This window comes from Acinetobacter sp. YH01022 (assembly GCF_013420235.1).
In the GTDB taxonomy this organism is placed as follows: domain Bacteria; phylum Pseudomonadota; class Gammaproteobacteria; order Pseudomonadales; family Moraxellaceae; genus Acinetobacter.
On sequence record NZ_VOYP01000055.1, the window covers coordinates 1 to 16,986 of the forward strand.

At 41.4% G+C, this 16,986-nt stretch carries 18 protein-coding genes, 1 tRNA gene and 1 pseudogene; 8 read left to right on the top strand and 12 right to left on the bottom strand.

The genetic code is table 11. The features are described from left to right. Positions 1-112 precede the first annotated feature (112 nt). Positions 113-1,102 carry a P-loop NTPase fold protein gene (locus tag FTT87_RS14010; RefSeq protein ID WP_180175025.1) on the top strand — a complete coding sequence of 330 codons (990 nt, stop codon included), beginning with the start codon at positions 113-115 and terminating at the stop codon, positions 1,100-1,102. On the opposite strand, the gene FTT87_RS14015 is transcribed toward FTT87_RS14010, so the two are convergent. Both FTT87_RS14015 and FTT87_RS14020 read right to left on the bottom strand, forming a co-directional pair. After that, positions 1,081-1,719, bottom strand: a complete 639-nt coding sequence (locus FTT87_RS14015; RefSeq protein WP_180082478.1) for a CatB-related O-acetyltransferase — start codon at positions 1,717-1,719, stop codon at positions 1,081-1,083. The two genes, FTT87_RS14010 and FTT87_RS14015, sit on opposite strands and share 22 nt — an antisense overlap. Before the next feature lie 94 nt (positions 1,720-1,813). Next, complete coding sequence (locus tag FTT87_RS14020; protein WP_180082476.1) at positions 1,814-2,224, bottom strand: RidA family protein; 411 nt, start codon at positions 2,222-2,224, stop codon at positions 1,814-1,816. 141 nt (positions 2,225-2,365) lie between these two features. Here FTT87_RS14020 and FTT87_RS14025 point away from each other — a divergent pair, with 141 nt between their 5' ends. Continuing rightward, positions 2,366-2,947 carry a TetR/AcrR family transcriptional regulator gene (locus tag FTT87_RS14025; protein ID WP_180082482.1) on the top strand — a complete coding sequence of 194 codons (582 nt, stop codon included), beginning with the start codon at positions 2,366-2,368 and terminating at the stop codon, positions 2,945-2,947. Positions 2,948-3,036: 89 nt separating this feature from the next. Here FTT87_RS14025 and greA read toward each other — a convergent pair whose 3' ends face one another. The 3 genes from greA to carA form a co-directional block, all read right to left on the bottom strand. Continuing rightward, positions 3,037-3,513, bottom strand: a complete 477-nt coding sequence (gene greA, locus FTT87_RS14030) for a transcription elongation factor GreA (protein ID WP_086196278.1) — start codon at positions 3,511-3,513, stop codon at positions 3,037-3,039. A 95-nt stretch (positions 3,514-3,608) separates the two neighbouring features. Beyond that, the gene (gene carB / locus FTT87_RS14035) at positions 3,609-6,839 is read right to left on the bottom strand and encodes a carbamoyl-phosphate synthase large subunit (RefSeq protein WP_166167472.1); all 3,231 of its coding nucleotides are present in this window, start codon (positions 6,837-6,839) and stop codon (positions 3,609-3,611) included. Positions 6,840-6,852: 13 nt separating this feature from the next. Next, positions 6,853-7,992 (bottom strand): glutamine-hydrolyzing carbamoyl-phosphate synthase small subunit, encoded by a 1,140-nt coding sequence (carA, locus tag FTT87_RS14040; protein ID WP_180082474.1) that lies wholly within the window; start codon positions 7,990-7,992, stop codon positions 6,853-6,855. A gap of 310 nt (positions 7,993-8,302) precedes the next feature. Between carA and FTT87_RS14045 the strand changes: the two genes are divergently transcribed. Continuing rightward, complete coding sequence (locus FTT87_RS14045; RefSeq protein ID WP_180082470.1) at positions 8,303-8,776, top strand: hypothetical protein; 474 nt, start codon at positions 8,303-8,305, stop codon at positions 8,774-8,776. A 134-nt stretch (positions 8,777-8,910) separates the two neighbouring features. On the opposite strand, the gene FTT87_RS14050 is transcribed toward FTT87_RS14045, so the two are convergent. Together FTT87_RS14050 and yhbY are read right to left on the bottom strand one after the other, a co-directional pair. Further along, a complete protein-coding gene (locus FTT87_RS14050) occupies positions 8,911-9,450 on the bottom strand; it encodes a DOMON-like domain-containing protein (protein ID WP_180082469.1) in 540 nt (179 codons plus the stop codon). A gap of 9 nt (positions 9,451-9,459) precedes the next feature. Further along, positions 9,460-9,783, bottom strand: a complete 324-nt coding sequence (yhbY, locus tag FTT87_RS14055; RefSeq protein WP_086199214.1) for a ribosome assembly RNA-binding protein YhbY — start codon at positions 9,781-9,783, stop codon at positions 9,460-9,462. A 195-nt stretch (positions 9,784-9,978) separates the two neighbouring features. Between yhbY and rlmE the strand changes: the two genes are divergently transcribed. The 4 genes from rlmE to FTT87_RS14075 all read left to right on the top strand — a co-directional run bounded on the left by rlmE (position 9,979) and on the right by FTT87_RS14075 (position 14,151). Beyond that, positions 9,979-10,629, top strand: coding sequence for a 23S rRNA (uridine(2552)-2'-O)-methyltransferase RlmE (rlmE, locus tag FTT87_RS14060; protein WP_086196272.1), 651 nt, complete (start codon positions 9,979-9,981; stop codon positions 10,627-10,629). A gap of 132 nt (positions 10,630-10,761) precedes the next feature. After that, complete coding sequence (gene ftsH, locus FTT87_RS14065; RefSeq protein WP_180082467.1) at positions 10,762-12,651, top strand: ATP-dependent zinc metalloprotease FtsH; 1,890 nt, start codon at positions 10,762-10,764, stop codon at positions 12,649-12,651. 132 nt (positions 12,652-12,783) lie between these two features. Continuing rightward, entirely contained in the window at positions 12,784-13,641 is an 858-nt protein-coding gene (gene folP / locus FTT87_RS14070) for a dihydropteroate synthase (RefSeq protein WP_218954214.1), read from the top strand. A gap of 195 nt (positions 13,642-13,836) precedes the next feature. Then, entirely contained in the window at positions 13,837-14,151 is a 315-nt protein-coding gene (locus tag FTT87_RS14075; RefSeq protein ID WP_180082816.1) for a DUF5713 family protein, read from the top strand. Between the two features lie 29 nt (positions 14,152-14,180). Here FTT87_RS14075 and FTT87_RS14080 read toward each other — a convergent pair whose 3' ends face one another. The 3 genes from FTT87_RS14080 to FTT87_RS14090 form a co-directional block, all read right to left on the bottom strand. Further along, complete coding sequence (locus tag FTT87_RS14080; protein ID WP_180082815.1) at positions 14,181-14,573, bottom strand: hypothetical protein; 393 nt, start codon at positions 14,571-14,573, stop codon at positions 14,181-14,183. A gap of 106 nt (positions 14,574-14,679) precedes the next feature. Beyond that, positions 14,680-14,765: transfer RNA gene (locus FTT87_RS14085), tRNA-Leu, on the bottom strand. A gap of 139 nt (positions 14,766-14,904) precedes the next feature. Continuing rightward, positions 14,905-15,636, bottom strand: coding sequence for a hypothetical protein (locus FTT87_RS14090; RefSeq protein ID WP_180082814.1), 732 nt, complete (start codon positions 15,634-15,636; stop codon positions 14,905-14,907). A 299-nt stretch (positions 15,637-15,935) separates the two neighbouring features. On the opposite strand from FTT87_RS14090, the gene FTT87_RS14095 reads away from it, so the two are divergent. Continuing rightward, positions 15,936-16,442, top strand: a complete 507-nt coding sequence (locus FTT87_RS14095) for a hypothetical protein (protein ID WP_180175026.1) — start codon at positions 15,936-15,938, stop codon at positions 16,440-16,442. Between the two features lie 34 nt (positions 16,443-16,476). On the opposite strand, the gene FTT87_RS14100 is transcribed toward FTT87_RS14095, so the two are convergent. Both FTT87_RS14100 and FTT87_RS14105 read right to left on the bottom strand, forming a co-directional pair. Beyond that, positions 16,477-16,755, bottom strand: coding sequence for a hypothetical protein (locus FTT87_RS14100; RefSeq protein ID WP_180082813.1), 279 nt, complete (start codon positions 16,753-16,755; stop codon positions 16,477-16,479). A 30-nt stretch (positions 16,756-16,785) separates the two neighbouring features. Beyond that, positions 16,786-16,986: pseudogene (locus FTT87_RS14105) on the bottom strand (IS982 family transposase); the annotation flags it as partial.

Below are 16,986 nucleotides of genomic sequence, written 5' to 3' on the forward strand. Positions count from 1 at the left end.
AAATGCCTTTGTGCACTGGAAAATGGGATGTTTACCATCGGTTGGATAATGGGAGCCGGATGAGCTGAGAGGTTCATGTCCGGTTCTGCGAGGGGCTAAGGGTGAAATTCCCTTGGTCTACTCACCCACTGCTACTTTACAGCAGGGCTATGAAATTGCAAAAGATGAAATTGATGCATTATCTGATGAAGCGAGTGAGCGTGTTAAAGAGAGTATCCAAGAGAAAATAGCAAGTCATGAAGCAGAGAAAAAGACTCTAGCTGAATTTAAAAGGCATTTAGCCGAAACTGTCGAAAAACTTGATAGACCTTTAGTTTTCATTATTGATGAGCTAGATCGCTGTCGGCCTGATTTTGCAATTCGATTAATTGAGCGTATTAAACATTTTTTTGATATTCCTAAAATTGTGTTTGTTCTAGTGATGGATAAATCTCAATTTTCTAAAGTTGTTTGCCATAATTATGGCTATGATGAAACACTTGGTGAAGAGTATCTAGATAAGTTTGTTGATTTTACAGTGAGATTAAATTCATTATCTCCTGACCTCATTGATAATTTGGAGATAAATATATTTAATATTTTTGAGCATTTAGGGATAGATTTAAACCATCAAAATCTTGAGGGTTGTATAGAACTTATAGATTTTTACGTAGGAGAAAAAGAATTATCTAAGAGAGCAATTTCAAAATTAGCAAGTCAGTTTGCATTACTCTATTCTGATAGTTTTGATAGTTATAAAAATCAATTATTGATAATGTTTTTATTAAATCCTACATTTCTTTTAAAAAGTAATACTTCTTTGGAGTTACTTAAAACTTTATTAGATCAAATGGATAATTATATTCAGTTGAATAAAGATGATTTTGAAAAATACCATAGGGAAAATTATAGGGCTGATACCCATACTACAGTATTAATGAGAAAAGCAAATTTCTTTCAAGACGAACTTGGAATCTTAATTTTTATTCAATTAGTTGAATATTATGAGCAGTTGGTTAACTCACAGAAAAGGTTTAGCGTTGTATCAGTCCGAAACCTTAGACTAACTGATAATAAAGATTTTCATAGTGGTTGGAAGAACTATATATTCGGAGGAATTTGATTTTTCAAAAATGCTCTTAATAAGTCAATATCCTCAGTCTGCAACTGTTCACGCATCTTTAAAAACTGCTTTTCATCTAGCTCATAAAGCTTAAGGGAAAGCAGTTTTTCAATATCTTCTTCAGGAAAACGGTATTTAATAATTTTTGCAGGCACACCACCGACCACGGCATAAGGTGGTACGTCTTTGGTGACGACAGCACCTGTTGCAACTACTGCACCTTCGCCCAGCTTCACGCCTTGCATAATCATGGCACGTGAGCCAATCCAGCAGCCATCACCAATCACGGTGTTACCAGCAGGGACAAAACTACGGGTATCAAATGGAAATGCTGAAATCCAGTCAGTACGGTGTAATTGGTTGCCGCCCATCATAATCACGCATTCTGCGCCAAAACAGACGAAATTGCCGATATAAAGCTGATCGATAGGCTTCTCTGGTGTAGCGGGCTTGTTATGCAGGTAACGCACCACACAGCGCTCAAATCCCTGATCCCAATAGGCTGAGTAATAGCTGTAATTGCCCTTGATATGAATGTTTGGATTCTTCACCGTTTTCGAGATGAATTCGAACTCGCACCAGTGATTCACAGGAGAATTAATTAACTTTTCAGACATACAAGAATCATGGGTTAAAAGGACAAGGAATTATACCCAATTGGACTGCAATCGGGCAGGGTTGTAGTCGTGTTAAAAGTCAGGAGATAAAAGCTTAGAGGTTAATTTTAATGGCTTTTGAAGGAATACGAGCGATCACTTTGATTTCGAAGTCAAAGCCAGCGAGCCAGGTCACGCCAACCGCCGTCCAATTCGGGTGAGGCTTTTGTGTAAATATCTGATTTTTAACTTTCATAATGGTTTCAAATTGCTGTTCAGGATCGGTATGAAAGGTGGTGACATCCACAATGTCATCGAAAGTACAACCTGCGGCTGCCAGTGTCTGGCTGAGATTGCTAAAAGCTAACTCTACCTGTTTTTCGAAATTAGGTTCAGGGCTGCCATCCTCACGGCTACCGACCTGACCCGATACAAACAGCAGATCTTCCGATTTGATCGCAGCAGAATAACCATGTTGCTCATATAGAGCATGGCGGTCTTGGGGAAATATCGCAGTTCTAGTCATGTTTATTCTCATTCAATATCTGGTTTAAACGTTGGGTTTTAAAAGCAGCTTTGCTTTTCACATACGCTTCGTATGCAAACATAATTGACATACGTAGCGTATGTCAATTAAAATTTTTGCGATGATAAGGTGATGAAATCAATGTCTGTTCGTGAACAGAAAATGGCGGAAACCCGCAAAAAACTTATAGAAGTCGCACGCCGTGCCTTTGCTGAATATGGTTATGCAGACACATCAATGGATAAACTCACGGCAGAAGCAGGGCTGACCCGTGGTGCGCTGTACCATCATTTTGGCGATAAACGGGGCTTATTTGCTGCTGTGGTCGATCAAATTGATTCAGAAATGGCGGAATATGCCGGGCAACATCTGGGGCAACCTGAAGATCTTTGGGAAGGTTTGATGCTTGAAGGGCGGACTTATATTGAAAATGCGTTAAATCCTGAGTTTCAGCGTATTGTGCTGCGTGATGGACCTGCGGTATTGGGTGATCCTGCACATTGGCCAAGTCAAAATAAATGTCTGCAGTCCACGCGTGAGTGCGTAGAGCAGTTATTGGCAGCAGACCGGATTAAAGCAGTCGATCCTGAAGCAGCGGCTGTATTTCTAAATGGTGCTGCCATGAATGCGGCACTGTGGGTCGCTTCGAGTGAACATCCTGAGAAGGTCCTGCCTGAGGCATTACATGCATTTCAGTTATTTGCATCGGGACTTTTAAAATAAGCTGGAACTCAGCTTTCTGTAGCAGAAGTCTGAATATAAAAAACCCCTCATCAGAGGGGTTCTTACAGCCTAAAATATCTATTTAAAACTTAGATATATTCAACTTTCACAATTTCGTATTCAACTTCGCCTTGCGGAGTAACGATTTTCACTTCGTCGCCTTCGTTTTTACCCAACAGGCCACGTGCGATCGGAGAGTTTACTGAGATCTTGTTGATCTTAAAGTCCGCTTCGTCATCGCCAACAATTTTGTAAGTCTTCTGTTCTTCTGTGTCGATATTTTCAATCGTTACCGTTACACCAAAAACCACACGGCCATTTTGCTCAAGTGTTTTTACATCAATGACTTGGCACGCACCGAGTTTACCTTCGATGTCCTGAATACGACCTTCACAAAAGCCTTGCTGTTCACGCGCTGCGTGGTACTCTGCATTTTCTTTCAAGTCCCCATGTTCACGTGCTTCAGCAATCGCTGCAGTAATACGTGGACGGTCAATACTTTTTAGTTGGTGTAATTCTTTCTCTAGGGCAATTTTGCCTTCAGGAGTCATAGGATAACGTTGCATTGTTGTCCCTCTAAGTTAAATTAAAAAAAATACAGCTGGTTTATAAATAAAAAAAGCCCGCCACCGAGAGGTAGCGGGACTTCTCGGTAACTTAATTAACCTTTGGTAAGGTCTTGCAAGCGGTAAACATCCATCGGCAATTTAATTGCTAAAGCTTGACATACAGCGTCTGCGCCATTCAAAGTTGTTGTGTGATACACCTTACCTTGAAGAGCAGAGCGGCGGATCGAGAATGAATCCTGCTGAGCTTGTTTGCCTTCAGTTGTATTGATAATGAGGTGAATCTCGCCATTTTTCAAGCGGTCAACAATATTTGGACGGCCTTCAGTTACTTTATTCACACGTTCACATTCAATACCTGCTGCTTTAATCACGTCATACGTGCCGCCAGTCGCAAGGATTTTGAAGCCGAAACCAGCTAGCTGCTTCGCAATACCAACAGCACGAGGCTTGTCAGAATCACGTACAGAGATGAATGCATGCTTCACTTCACCTTCGGTTGGAAGGCCAGGTAAGCGTTCATTCGCGCCTAGTACAGCTTTGTAGAATGCTTCGCCGAATGTTTTACCTACACCCATCACTTCGCCTGTCGATTTCATCTCAGGGCCAAGGATTGGGTCAACACCCGGGAATTTGTTGAATGGGAACACCGCTTCTTTTACAGAGAAGTGTTCAGGAATAATCTCTGAAGTGAATCCTTGAGATTCTAGAGATTGACCCGCCATACAACGTGCAGCAACTTTCGCTAAAGATTCACCGATACACTTAGAAACGAACGGTACAGTACGAGACGCACGTGGGTTCACTTCTAGAATGTAAACATCAGTGCCTTTAACCGCAAACTGAACGTTCATCAAACCGATTACGCCAAGCTCTTTCGCCATGGCAATCGTTTGACGACGCATTTCGTCCTGTACTTCTTGAGATAAAGAGTAAGGAGGAATCGAACATGCAGAGTCACCTGAGTGAATACCGGCTTGTTCAATGTGCTGCATGATACCGCCGATCACAACGTCTTTACCGTCAGATACGCAGTCCACGTCAACTTCGATGGCATCATCAAGGAAGTGGTCAAGAAGAACAGGCGCTTCGTTCGATGCCTGAACCGCATCACGTAGGTAGCGTTTCAATTCGTCATCATTGTAGACGATTTCCATCGCACGACCACCAAGAACGTAAGAAGGACGCACCACCAGTGGGTAGCCAACTTTCGCCGCTTCAGCCATACCTTCTTCAGCAGATTTTACGATGCTGTTGTTCGGCTGACGAAGTTGCAGACGTTGAATCATTTGCTGGAAACGTTCACGGTCTTCTGCACGGTCAATCGCATCAGGTGATGTACCGATAATTGGCGCACCAGCTTCTTCCAAAGCACGAGCCAATTTCAAAGGTGTTTGACCACCGTATTGTACGATAATGCCTTTAGGCTTCTCGACACGCACGATTTCAAGTACATCTTCAAGGGTAATCGGTTCGAAGTACAAACGATCAGAAGTGTCGTAGTCAGTTGAAACCGTTTCAGGGTTACAGTTCACCATGATGGTTTCATAACCGTCTTCACGCATGGCAAGGGCAGCGTGTACACAGCAGTAATCGAACTCGATACCTTGACCAATACGGTTAGGACCGCCACCGATGACCATGATCTTGTCGCGAGTTGAAGGATTCGCTTCACATTCTTCATCGTAAGTTGAGTACATGTACGCTGTATCAGATTCGAATTCAGCGGCACAGGTATCTACACGTTTGTAAACTGGAGTCACACCCAGGTTCCAACGGTGTTTACGGAATTGTTTTTGTGAAATGCCCATCAAGCCAGCGATACGAAGATCTGACAAACCTTTACGTTTAAATGCACGGATATTGTCGGCATTTAAGTCACCAAAACCTAAAGTTTTGATTTGGTTTTCAGTTTTGATGATGTCTTCGATCTGGATCAAGAACCAGCGGTCAATATTTGTTGCAGCAAATACTTCGTCCAGGGTGAAACCATGACGGAATGCATCGCCTACGTACCAGATACGCTCAGGACCTGGAACTTTAAGTTCTTGCAGGATCTTTTCTTTCGCGCCTTCAGTACCCACTTCGATTTTTTCATCAAAGCCGCAAGCACCCACTTCAAGACCACGAAGCGCTTTTTGCATAGACTCTTGGAAGTTACGACCAATCGCCATAACTTCACCTACAGATTTCATCTGCGTGGTTAAAGTTGCGTCCGCTTGTGGGAATTTCTCGAAGTTGAAACGAGGAATCTTGGTAACAACGTAGTCAATTGCAGGTTCGAATGATGCAGGTGTTGTACCGCCAGTGATGTCGTTTTTCAACTCATCAAGGGTGTAACCCACAGCCAATTTCGCAGCAATTTTCGCAATCGGGAAACCAGTTGCTTTAGATGCCAATGCAGATGAACGAGAAACACGAGGGTTCATCTCGATCACAACCATACGGCCGTCTTTCGGGTTAATACCGAACTGAACGTTCGAACCACCAGTTTCAACACCAATTTCACGAAGTACAGCTAAAGAAGCGTTACGCAGTAACTGGAATTCTTTGTCTGTAAGCGTTTGAGCAGGAGCAACAGTGATTGAGTCACCTGTGTGCACGCCCATTGGATCAAAGTTTTCGATTGTACATACAATGATACAGTTGTCGTTTTTGTCACGAACAACTTCCATCTCGTACTCTTTCCAGCCAATGAGTGATTCATCAATCAATAACTGTTTAGTTGGAGAAAGATCGAAACCGCGTTCACAGATTTCAATGAATTCTTCACGGTTATACGCGATACCGCCACCAGAACCACCCATGGTGAATGATGGACGGATAATCACTGGGAAGCCGAAACGTGCTTGAATTTCAAGCGCGTGTTCCATTGACTCAGCAACATCAGCTTTTGGACATTCAAGACCAATTTTACGCATTGCCTGGTCGAAGAGTTTACGGTCTTCAGCTTTTTCGATCGCTTCTTTGGTCGCACCGATCAATTCAACATTGTATTTTTCTAAAATGCCGTGCTCGTCTAGGGCAAGGGCACAGTTCAATGCAGTTTGACCGCCCATGGTTGGAAGAACTGCATCTGGGCGTTCTTTCTCAATGATTGCAGCTACAGTTTGCCAGGTAATTGGCTCGATGTAAGTTGCATCTGCCATAGCAGGGTCAGTCATGATGGTCGCTGGGTTAGAGTTGACCAAAATAACACGGTAGCCTTCTTCACGAAGTGCTTTACACGCTTGCGCGCCTGAATAGTCAAACTCACATGCCTGACCGATCACAATCGGACCTGCACCGATAATTAAGATGCTTTTAATGTCTGTACGTTTAGCCATGATGCTTCCTTAATTACTTCTTAGATGCTTCGATAAGTTCGATGAAATGATCGAACAATGGTGCGCAGTCATGTGGACCAGGGCTTGCTTCAGGGTGACCCTGGAAGCTGAACGCAGGTTTGTCTGTGCGATGCATACCTTGCAAGGTTTGGTCGAACAGTGATTTGTGCGTTGCTTTCAAGTTAGCCGGTAGCGTATCTGTATCTACTGCGAAGCCGTGGTTTTGAGAAGTAATCATCACTGTACCATCTTCAAGATTTTGTACAGGATGGTTGGCACCGTGGTGACCGTGAGGCATTTTCACAGTTTTTGCACCTGAGGCAAGTGCAAGAATCTGGTGGCCTAAACAAATACCAAATACTGGAATTTCAGTCGTTTCTACAATTGTTTTTACAGCTTCAATTGCGTAGTCACATGCTGCTGGATCGCCGGGACCATTTGACAGGAACACGCCATCCGGATTCAAAGCAAGGACTTTTTCTGCAGGAGTTTCAGCAGGTACAACAGTCAATTTACAACCGCGATCCGCAAGCATACGTAAGATGTTGGTTTTGACACCGTAATCGTATGCAACAATATGGAATTTAAGTTCAGGTTGAGAGAACCCTTTGCCTAGAGTCCAAGAGCCTTCTGTCCATTCAAAACCTTCAGGGTCGCAGCATTCTTTAGCAAGGTCTAAACCATTTAAACCGCCAAAAGCACGGGCTTTAGCTAAAGCTTCTTCCTCTGTAGCGTTTTCGCCAGCAAGGATACAACCGTTTTGTGCACCTTTAGATCGCAGAATACGCGTTAGTTTACGCGTATCAATGTCTGCGATAGCCACAACGTTGTGTTGTTTAAGATAATCACCAAGTGATTGCTCAGCACGGAAGTTGCTATGCAATAAAGGAAGGTCACGAATGATCAATCCGTTGGCCCAAACTTTATGAATTCGACCTGACTCAGCGTCTTCATCATTACAACCTGTATTACCAATATGAGGATAAGTCAGGGTGACAAGTTGTTGTGCATAACTAGGGTCAGTCAAAATTTCTTGATAGCCAGTCATGGCAGTGTTGAAAACGACTTCACCAGTCGTACTACCCGATGCGCCAATTGAAGTACCTTTAAAAATAGTACCATCGGCAAGGGCTAAAATTGCTGGGGTGCTCAAACCAAAGCTCCTGAAATTTAGGCTGTAAAAAAGCGAGTAGACGAAAAAAAAGGAAGGCTATTATAAAACCTATCCTCCTTGTCTGCTCGCTTGAACTTAACACGGCATTATACGCAGAAATAGCCTTTAAGTCCAACGGCTTTACAGTAAAAGTATGAGATAAATCCCTTGCTTTTTGGCTTAAAGTCTGTTTCTGCATCTATGTATGTAAAATGTAAGCAAATTAGAATTGTCTAACAAATCAAAACTTAAATTTTATCAAAACGGAATACGCTAGAGCTCTCATGTAATAACTATAGGAAAAAAGATCATGACCTTAGAACACAAGCCAACAAAAGCAAAAACTACCTTAAAGGAAGTGGTTGCAGAAGGTGCGGACAAGTTGGAACAGGCATCTAAAGAAGCACAGCAAAAAGTGACAGAAGCGGTGACAGAATCTACTGAGAATGTAAAAGCAGAAGCAAAGGAGGTACAGGCAAATGTTCAAGAGCAGATTCAAAGTTTAAAACAAGACCTTTTTCAGCGTATTGAAACCATTAAAAAGCAACTCAATTTTTCACAGAAAGATTTGGCAGAATTGAAAGAGTTCGTAAAAGCTGAATTTAATGCGGTGATTGAAGACTTATCGAAACTTGGCAAAGAGTTAAAAGACGATGTCGGCCAAATTTCAGTGAAACATAAAGATCATCTGGCTGAAACTTTAAAACGTTCTAAAGAACATACTTTAGATGTGTGGAAAAAGGTGTCAGTGAAGTCGGATGAGGAACCTACTTTAAAAAGCTGACATATAAGTAGACATGTCTACTTATACTGGCGAGGAAGGACCCTATGCTAGTTTTCTTCAGGTACACATTGAAGACATAAAAAAGTGAGGTATTTTGCCTCACTTTTTTACTGTTTGAATATTGCTGCTATGCTCTAGAACTGATGTAGCCAATCACGCTTGTTGTGAAAGTCCGCATTTGGACTGCTGTGTTGCATGGCATAATATTGTTCGCCTTGCGAGGTTTTGAGTACAGCGCTTAAGCCCAGAAACAAATCCGACCATTGCAATTTGTGCTTTAACATAAACTCGGTTAAATCAAGGCTCACATTTAAACCATAATGTGTGCGTTTAAGCTGGTTCAGTTCGATGTCATCGGCGGCTTGAGGCGGCATATCTTCCGGATAGCGATATTCCTCAAACTGATAGGCCTGCCACGCCTGGGAGGGCGACAGATTGATTTCACGATAGAAATCCTCACCCTGTACACCAATAAAAATTTCAAAACAGGTGTGTTCCCATAGGAAATCTTGACGAGGGTAGTCTTGAACCAGTTCAGGCCATTGTATGAGCTGGTTGGGGTCGCGTAACCAGTAGCCCACATTTAAGCTATATGGGCTTTGTTGTTCAATCGCAGCAACCAGGGAGATCGATTGAAAGCGACGATCAAAGGCGCTAAGTTCGTAACTTGCCATAAAATCTGCTTAGTTAGACAAATGAGCGTGACGAACCAAGTTGGATAATTTGGCATTCTGTTTTGCTGCTTTTTTATAAATCAGCGCAATTTTACCAATTTTTTGAACAACTTCAGCACCAGTTTGAGCTGAAAGATCTTCGATTAAAGATGCGCGTTCTTCACGATCTTCCGCTACGATTTTCACTTTAATCAATTCGTGATCGTTTAAAGCGCGGTTTAATTCTTCGACTACAGCTTCAGTCAAACCTTTATCGCCTAGCATAACCACCGGGTTTAATGCATGTCCGATTTGACGTAAACGTTTACGTTCCTGAATAGATAAAGCCGCCATAAAGATAACCTAATTTTAAAAACGGCTCAGTATAACAAATGCCAAGTTTAAACGCTTTATATTCTGTTGAAATAATCGATTTCAATTATTGAAAAAAACCTTTCAAAGATTGGATTTAGATACAGATGTATACTGCAAGGCCTATGTTTTTCACGTACAATCACCTATTAGAAGTTTTTTATTATTTAGAGAGTTATGGCGACACGCATTACCAACCAGAAGTTGTCAAAAAGTAGTCGAGAGTGGATGCGCGAGCATTTGGATGATCCTTTTGTAAAGAGAGCACAAAAGGAAGGTTATCGTGCGCGTGCTGCTTATAAGCTTCTTGAAATTCAAGAAAAATACAAAATTATTAAACCAGGCATGACTGTGGTTGACTTGGGTGCGGCACCCGGCAGTTGGTCACAAATTGCCGGTAAATTAGTCGGTGACAAAGGCTTGTTGATTGCCTCCGACATTTTACCTATGGATGCCTTGCCGGATGTGACCTTCCTGCAAGGTGACTTCCGTGAGGAAGAAGTTTTTGAAAAATTGTTAAATATTTTAAACGGAAGGACTGTAGACGTTGTAATTTCGGATATGGCCCCCAATACATCAGGTAATAAGGCTGTAGATCAACCGCGTCAAATTTACTTGTGTGAACTGGCTTTAGATTTTGCCAACAAGGTTTTAGGACCGAAAGGCCAATTTATCGTCAAGGTTTTCCAGGGCACCGGATTTGACGAATTCCGTAAACAAGTTGTAGATAGCTTTGATGTATTGAAGACGGCAAAACCTGCCGCTTCACGTGCCCGTTCTAAAGAAGTATTTTTAATCGGGCAAGGTCGTAAGAAGGCCTCTACATAAAGTTTACTTGCCAAGACGTTAAAAATTGTGCATTTTGTACATTTTTAAAATATTGCAAAGCTGATCTTCAGCTTAAATTAGGGTCACCCATTTTTGGGCATGATCAAATTAGATTGATATGGGAATAAAGCTTTGAGCGATCTCTTCAAGAATGCCGTATTGTGGCTGGTTATACTGGGTGTGCTGATTCTGATTTTCAGTAACATCAGTGACCGCAATCAACCGACTGCAATGAATTATTCAGAGTTTGTTTCAGCGGTGAATGCTGGTCAAATTAAGCAAGTCACCATTGATGGCGAAAGAATTCGTGGTGAAAAAACAAACGGTTCAGAGTTTGAAAGCATTCGTCCCGCGGTTCAAGACCCGGAACTGATGCCAAATCTCATTAAACATAATGTTGTTGTAGAAGGGACTGCACCGCAACGTCAAGGTTTGTTGATGCAACTTCTTATCGCTAGCTTCCCTGTACTTTTAATCATTTTGTTATTCATGTTCTTTATGCGCAACATGGGTGGTGGTGCAGGTGGCAAAAGCGGTCCGATGAGCTTTGGTAAATCGAAAGCCAAAATGCTGTCTGAAGACCAAATTAAAGTCACCTTTAGCGATGTTGCTGGCTGTGATGAAGCTAAACAAGAAGTTGTTGAAATTGTAGATTTCTTGAAAGATCCATCTAAATTTAAACGTCTGGGCGCAAGTATTCCTAAAGGCGTATTGATGGTTGGTCCTCCGGGTACCGGTAAAACCTTGCTTGCCAAAGCGATTGCAGGTGAAGCAAAAGTTCCGTTCTTCAGTATTTCAGGTTCTGACTTTGTCGAAATGTTCGTGGGTGTTGGTGCATCACGTGTACGTGACATGTTTGAACAGGCAAAACGCCATGCCCCATGCATTATCTTTATTGATGAGATTGATGCAGTCGGTCGTCACCGTGGTTCAGGTACTGGCGGTGGTCACGATGAACGTGAACAGACACTCAACCAGATGCTGGTAGAAATGGATGGTTTTGAAGGTAATGAAGGCATTATCGTCATTGCTGCAACCAACCGTGCCGATGTTCTTGATAAAGCACTCCTTCGTCCTGGTCGTTTTGACCGTCAGGTGATGGTAGGCCTTCCAGACATTAAAGGCCGTGAACAGATTCTGAATGTACACTTGAAAAAATTGCCTTCACACACGGGTGTGGATGTCAGAGTGCTGGCACGTGGTACTCCAGGTTTCTCTGGTGCACAATTGGCGAACCTTGTAAACGAAGCAGCGTTATTTGCTGCCCGTCGTAACAAGAACACAGTCGACATGCATGACTTTGAAGATGCTAAAGACAAGATCTATATGGGTCCTGAACGTAAATCGATGGTGATTCGTGAAGAAGAACGTCGTGCTACTGCTTACCATGAAGCCGGTCATGCGATTGTGGCTGAAATTTTGCCGGGTACTGACCCTGTACATAAAGTGACCATTATGCCGCGTGGTTGGGCTTTGGGTGTGACCTGGCAGTTGCCGGAACAAGATGCAATTAGTCATTACAAAGACAAAATGCTGAATGAAATTTCGATTTTGTTTGGTGGCCGTATTGCTGAAGAAGTCTTCATTAACCAAATGTCGACCGGTGCTTCAAATGACTTTGAACGTGCAACCAAAATGGCACGTGCAATGGTCACTAAATACGGTATGTCTGACAAGATGGGCGTGATGGTTTATGAAGATGAAAACCAAAACGGCTTCTTTGGAAATGTCGGTAGTCGTACCATTTCTGAAGCAACGCAACAGCAGGTAGATGCCGAAGTTCGCCGCATTCTGGATGAACAGTATAAAGTTGCTCGTGAGGTTCTGGAAAACCACAAAGAGATCGCGCATGCCATGGTGAAAGCTTTGATGGAATGGGAAACCATTGATCGTGACCAAATCCGTGACATCATGGAAGGTCGTGAACCACAACCACCTAAAGTATATGTTGCTGAAAATCCGGTGATTGATGTAACACCAACAGATGGTCCTGCAACTCCTCCACCATTACCAGCGAGCTAAGTTGGATGGTTAGAAAAAAGAGTCTCAAATGAGGCTCTTTTTTTATGGATAAGGCAGTTGTGTCTGAAAAGATTTCAGACTGTAAAATTGTAGAGTTGTTAGAATAGCCGGATTGCTTGAAGGAGAAATATAATGCAATTGATGCCATTACCTAATCGAATGCTGCAATGTGGTCAAATGAAGTTGGACTTGTCTCAGCCCCACGTGATGGGGATTCTGAATGTCACTCCAGACTCTTTCAGTGATGGTGGAAAGCATAATACCAAAGACCAAGCCATAGCGTATGCCTTGCAGATGATAGAGGATGGTGCAAGCATAATTGATGTTGGGGGGGAATCAACTCGTCCCGGTGCTTCTGTGGTGGAGGTGGATGATGAAATACGCCGTGTAGTGCCTGTAGTTGAAGAATTGGCTAAGCATGATGTCATTATTTCAATTGATACCTCACAACCCGAAGTGATAAAAGCTGCTGTTCAAGCAGGGGCGCATGTCTGGAATGATGTGCGTGCATTAACCCGTCCTCATGCCTTGCTAACTGCTGCTGAGCTGAATATTCCTGTAATTATTATGCATATGCGTGGCGAACCTACCACCATGAATAATTTAGACCAGTATGATGATGTAACCACTGATGTGATTAAAGAGCTACAGCAGAGAGTAGATGATGCAATACAGGCTGGGGTAAAACCTGAAAATATTGTGATTGATCCGGGCTTTGGTTTTGCTAAAAATGCACAGCAAAATTTGAAGCTGTTAAATGAATTTTATAAATTGAATGATATGGGTTATCCAATTTTATCAGCACTTTCCCGAAAGCGTTTTATTGGCGAAGCTTTGGGGGGAGCAGATGCTCAAAATCGTGCGATGGGTTCTGTTGCTGCTCATTTATTTAGTATTCAACAGGGGGCCTGCATGGTACGAGCACATGACGTCAAGGCAATGAGTGATGCCATTAAAGTATGGCAGGCGATGAATAATCTGGGTGTATAACCTAGGTATATAAAAAAGCTCGATAAGGTATCGAGCTTTTTTAGTTTAAGGTGTAATTGTTGACTCATATTTAATTACTTCAAAGACATGTCAATAAAAATGGGGGAAATCACCTTTTTTATTGTAGCGTTTGGTAATTTTGTTGCTTTGTGTTATACAAGCTCGCTTTAATGCATGTCTTTTTTTGAGTGTTGTATGTTTGAAGATTTACTTCTCCCGATGTTTGATGATGAATATTATCCCGATATTCTTGTGGCTGAAGTTAAGCAGGCCATTAAACAGTTTGCAAAGAAAGTTGTAAAGCCTGATTTATCTGAAGTAGAAATTTATCATTTTGCTGCTGAAACTGTGGTTGTTATTAACAAGATGAAACCACAGTTTGAAGATCTTGATTCTTCCTTGGATGATACGGCAGCCGATTATATTGCTGAAGCCATGATGATGGTGGTGCAAGATAACGGTTATATGGATATTGAAATGGAAGAACTGGTATCGAATAGAGAGTGGTAAGTCACTCTCTATTTGTTAGTTTTGTATATTTAAAGTTTGGCTGGACTAGGCAAAAGATCGCTTAGATGGCAACTGGCCTGAAGATGAATTTCGGCAATCTCATCTACGATTAAATGAAATCTCTCGTTTTCAGTATAAGCCTGTGCTCTTAAATTAAGCCAAAAGTTCGGGGCTTTCCGCAGCAAGCTTTTAATCTGCTTTTCATCTTCTGGATGATTAAAGTGCAGGGGATAGGCATACTTAGCTAAAGTGCAATGAGTTAAAACAAGTTGTCCATGCTCTTCGTGAACGGTACCAGAAAATAAATCATAAACCTTTTGGCTCTGTGAGTTTTCAACCGCTACTATTGCGTGAGTCAAACTTGCGTTCATCAATATAAACAGGCTGATATACAGTAGGTAATACATTTTATTTCGCTTCATTTTTATTTTGTCTTTTTTATTGGTTTACGATAATTAAATTATTCAGGCATAAAAAAACCAGCTTATTGCTGGATATTTTATTGCACCATTTTAATATGTATTAAAGTGGTGCCCGAGGCCAGACTCGAACTGGCACGCTTTGTGGGCGGGGGATTTTAAATCCCCTGTGTCTACCGATTTCACCACTCGGGCATGTGCGCCATAATAGTGGAGGAAATAAAACTTGGCAAGTATCTTTCCGTGTATTTGCTTTCTTTTCAATCAATTCATGTGCTTATCGCTATAAAATAGGGCTTTGACTAAACTTTTCCTCTTAAAATGGTTATGTCATCTACATCAAGCTATCCAGATAGGTTTCGACATCTATATGCTTGTGTGTTTTGCACAGTTCATTTTCATAACGAATCAGCTGTATATGCAAATCGATAAACTGTTTTTCTTGTTGTTGTAGCTTATGAAGGGCCGATGAGTTTTTTCTCAGGAATAGGCTTTTTAACTGAATCTTTAACACCTGCTTATAGGCCCAAAAACAAATGCGGCGGGTTTCTTGCAGATAAAAATATTGCTCGTTTTGTGTACCTTCACGGAACATATTTTCTTTATAAAAACGAACAAAACCAAAACTCAAGGCAAAGAAAAAAAGAATAATTTGTAAAACTGTACTTTCAATATAAGCGATATTGATGGCTTGTAGCACAATGAGTACCGCAAGTTTAACCGGAGTATGGCGAAGTTGCTGATATAAAGAAGTAGAGCTATGTTTGATCTGTTTGATGACCACGGGCGTATAAAGCATAAACAACAACATAATGGCTAAAACAGCAATGCCTTGGGCACGAAAAGCATTAAATTGCGGAAATTGGCTAGCAATGAAATGACCCAAACTCATCGAAAGCGAGATAAAAATCATTGCGGCCAGAACCCAGGGAATTAGCTCCTTCAGTTCATCTAAAATTCCTTTAGTTTTGATCATGCTGTAAAACAAATAATTTCTTTTAAATGCTGCCGGGTACTGTTCCCGTAATTGATTTAAAAAAATTACCGTTTGTTTATTACTGATCATAAGAATTAAAGAAACATAAAAATTAGAGCTAATATAAAGGATTTGAAAGCATTTAACAGAGAAAAATCAGAAAATTACAGATTCTTTATTTCAAGGCTAAGCTCTGTTTATTTCACATACAGGCATGAGTTTTTAGCATATTCATAATAGCTGAGATGTATTGTGCCAATTTACTGAATCTTAGGGTCACGTTTTAAACTGCTAAATGATGAATCGAGTCGGGAGCTTAATTTTATTCCTGTATTCAGTGAGGAATTATGCGAAAATAGCCCTTTCTTATTTTTGTCCAAGGACAGTTTATGACTGATCAATCTCCTGAATCTTTAAGCGATATCGAAATTTTAGACATTTTACAGTCCATGAAAAGCGATGTGCTAAATACTGAAGCGAATGAGATGATCCGTAATGGGGGTAAAGCTGGTCGTCAAGAGGCACATAAAAATGCCCTGGTTGCTTTAAATGCCAGTTTTGAAAGCACGTTTGTTGAAGCTGTCACTTTGGCCCTACATTTAAATGAAGCGCAAAGTAAAAAAATTCGTTATAAAAAAGACCGTATTCGTATTTTAAAAGCGCACGGCATTGATTACTTAGCTATTGATGGTGCCGAAACAGCACAGGTTTTATCACAAATTGCACAGGCCATTACCCGTGAAGATGCGACTGTGACTCACGACTTGCATAATATTTTCCCATTCTGGAAAGAAGGCTGGCCAATGGTGCAGTTCGACAATGCTTACAAGATTCTGGAAGATGACATTACTATTCACTATCAGGCAGTACTGGATGAACTGATCAGCAAGTACTAAGTATTTCGTTAAAAAAGCACCTTGTGGTGCTTTTTTAATCCCGGTAAATAAGAGAGAGCAGCCAGCTGATCGGAAGAATAAACATTCTCCACCAGCTCAGGAGTGGCCAGTAAAAATACTGACCCCAAGTCAAGGTAGAGTCAAAGCCGCGCCGTCTGCGTTCATGCGGATAGGGAATTAAAATAACACTTAGTAGCAGTAAACCCATTCCTATCAGTAACAAAACTGAATTTTGTTGCCGAGCAAAAAAGAAATAGAGCAGATAAATTCCCGAATAAAAACTGAGACAGGCCAGCAAAGCAGATAAATTCATCAGCGTACCTTTTTATTATTATAACCCTAGTTACGGATAAGCTAAATTTCTAACGACATGAATTTTTGGCTTATTCTTCTGACAGAGTTGATAAGCACATAAACATGAAAATATGCCTGCTAGAAAACCGGAAATAGTCCGATGTTTACTGCTTACTAAATGGTATTTTTCTTTCAATAAGCCAATTAACGTTTCAATTTTTTTCCGCTGTCTCAAGTGGTATTCATCAGA

Coding starts and splice junctions, on each gene's coding strand:
- FTT87_RS14015 (WP_180082478.1), bottom strand. CDS start 1,719: ATGTCTGAAAAGTTAATTAATTCTCCTGTGAATCACTGGTGCGAGTTC.
- FTT87_RS14020 (WP_180082476.1), bottom strand. CDS start 2,224: ATGACTAGAACTGCGATATTTCCCCAAGACCGCCATGCTCTATATGAG.
- FTT87_RS14025 (WP_180082482.1), top strand. CDS start 2,366: ATGTCTGTTCGTGAACAGAAAATGGCGGAAACCCGCAAAAAACTTATA.
- greA (WP_086196278.1), bottom strand. CDS start 3,513: ATGCAACGTTATCCTATGACTCCTGAAGGCAAAATTGCCCTAGAGAAA.
- carB (WP_166167472.1), bottom strand. CDS start 6,839: ATGGCTAAACGTACAGACATTAAAAGCATCTTAATTATCGGTGCAGGT.
- FTT87_RS14045 (WP_180082470.1), top strand. CDS start 8,303: ATGACCTTAGAACACAAGCCAACAAAAGCAAAAACTACCTTAAAGGAA.
- FTT87_RS14050 (WP_180082469.1), bottom strand. CDS start 9,450: ATGGCAAGTTACGAACTTAGCGCCTTTGATCGTCGCTTTCAATCGATC.
- yhbY (WP_086199214.1), bottom strand. CDS start 9,783: ATGGCGGCTTTATCTATTCAGGAACGTAAACGTTTACGTCAAATCGGA.
- rlmE (WP_086196272.1), top strand. CDS start 9,979: ATGGCGACACGCATTACCAACCAGAAGTTGTCAAAAAGTAGTCGAGAG.
- folP (WP_218954214.1), top strand. CDS start 12,784: ATGCAATTGATGCCATTACCTAATCGAATGCTGCAATGTGGTCAAATG.
- FTT87_RS14075 (WP_180082816.1), top strand. CDS start 13,837: ATGTTTGAAGATTTACTTCTCCCGATGTTTGATGATGAATATTATCCC.
- FTT87_RS14080 (WP_180082815.1), bottom strand. CDS start 14,573: ATGAAGCGAAATAAAATGTATTACCTACTGTATATCAGCCTGTTTATA.
- FTT87_RS14090 (WP_180082814.1), bottom strand. CDS start 15,636: ATGATCAGTAATAAACAAACGGTAATTTTTTTAAATCAATTACGGGAA.
- FTT87_RS14095 (WP_180175026.1), top strand. CDS start 15,936: ATGACTGATCAATCTCCTGAATCTTTAAGCGATATCGAAATTTTAGAC.
- FTT87_RS14100 (WP_180082813.1), bottom strand. CDS start 16,755: ATGAATTTATCTGCTTTGCTGGCCTGTCTCAGTTTTTATTCGGGAATT.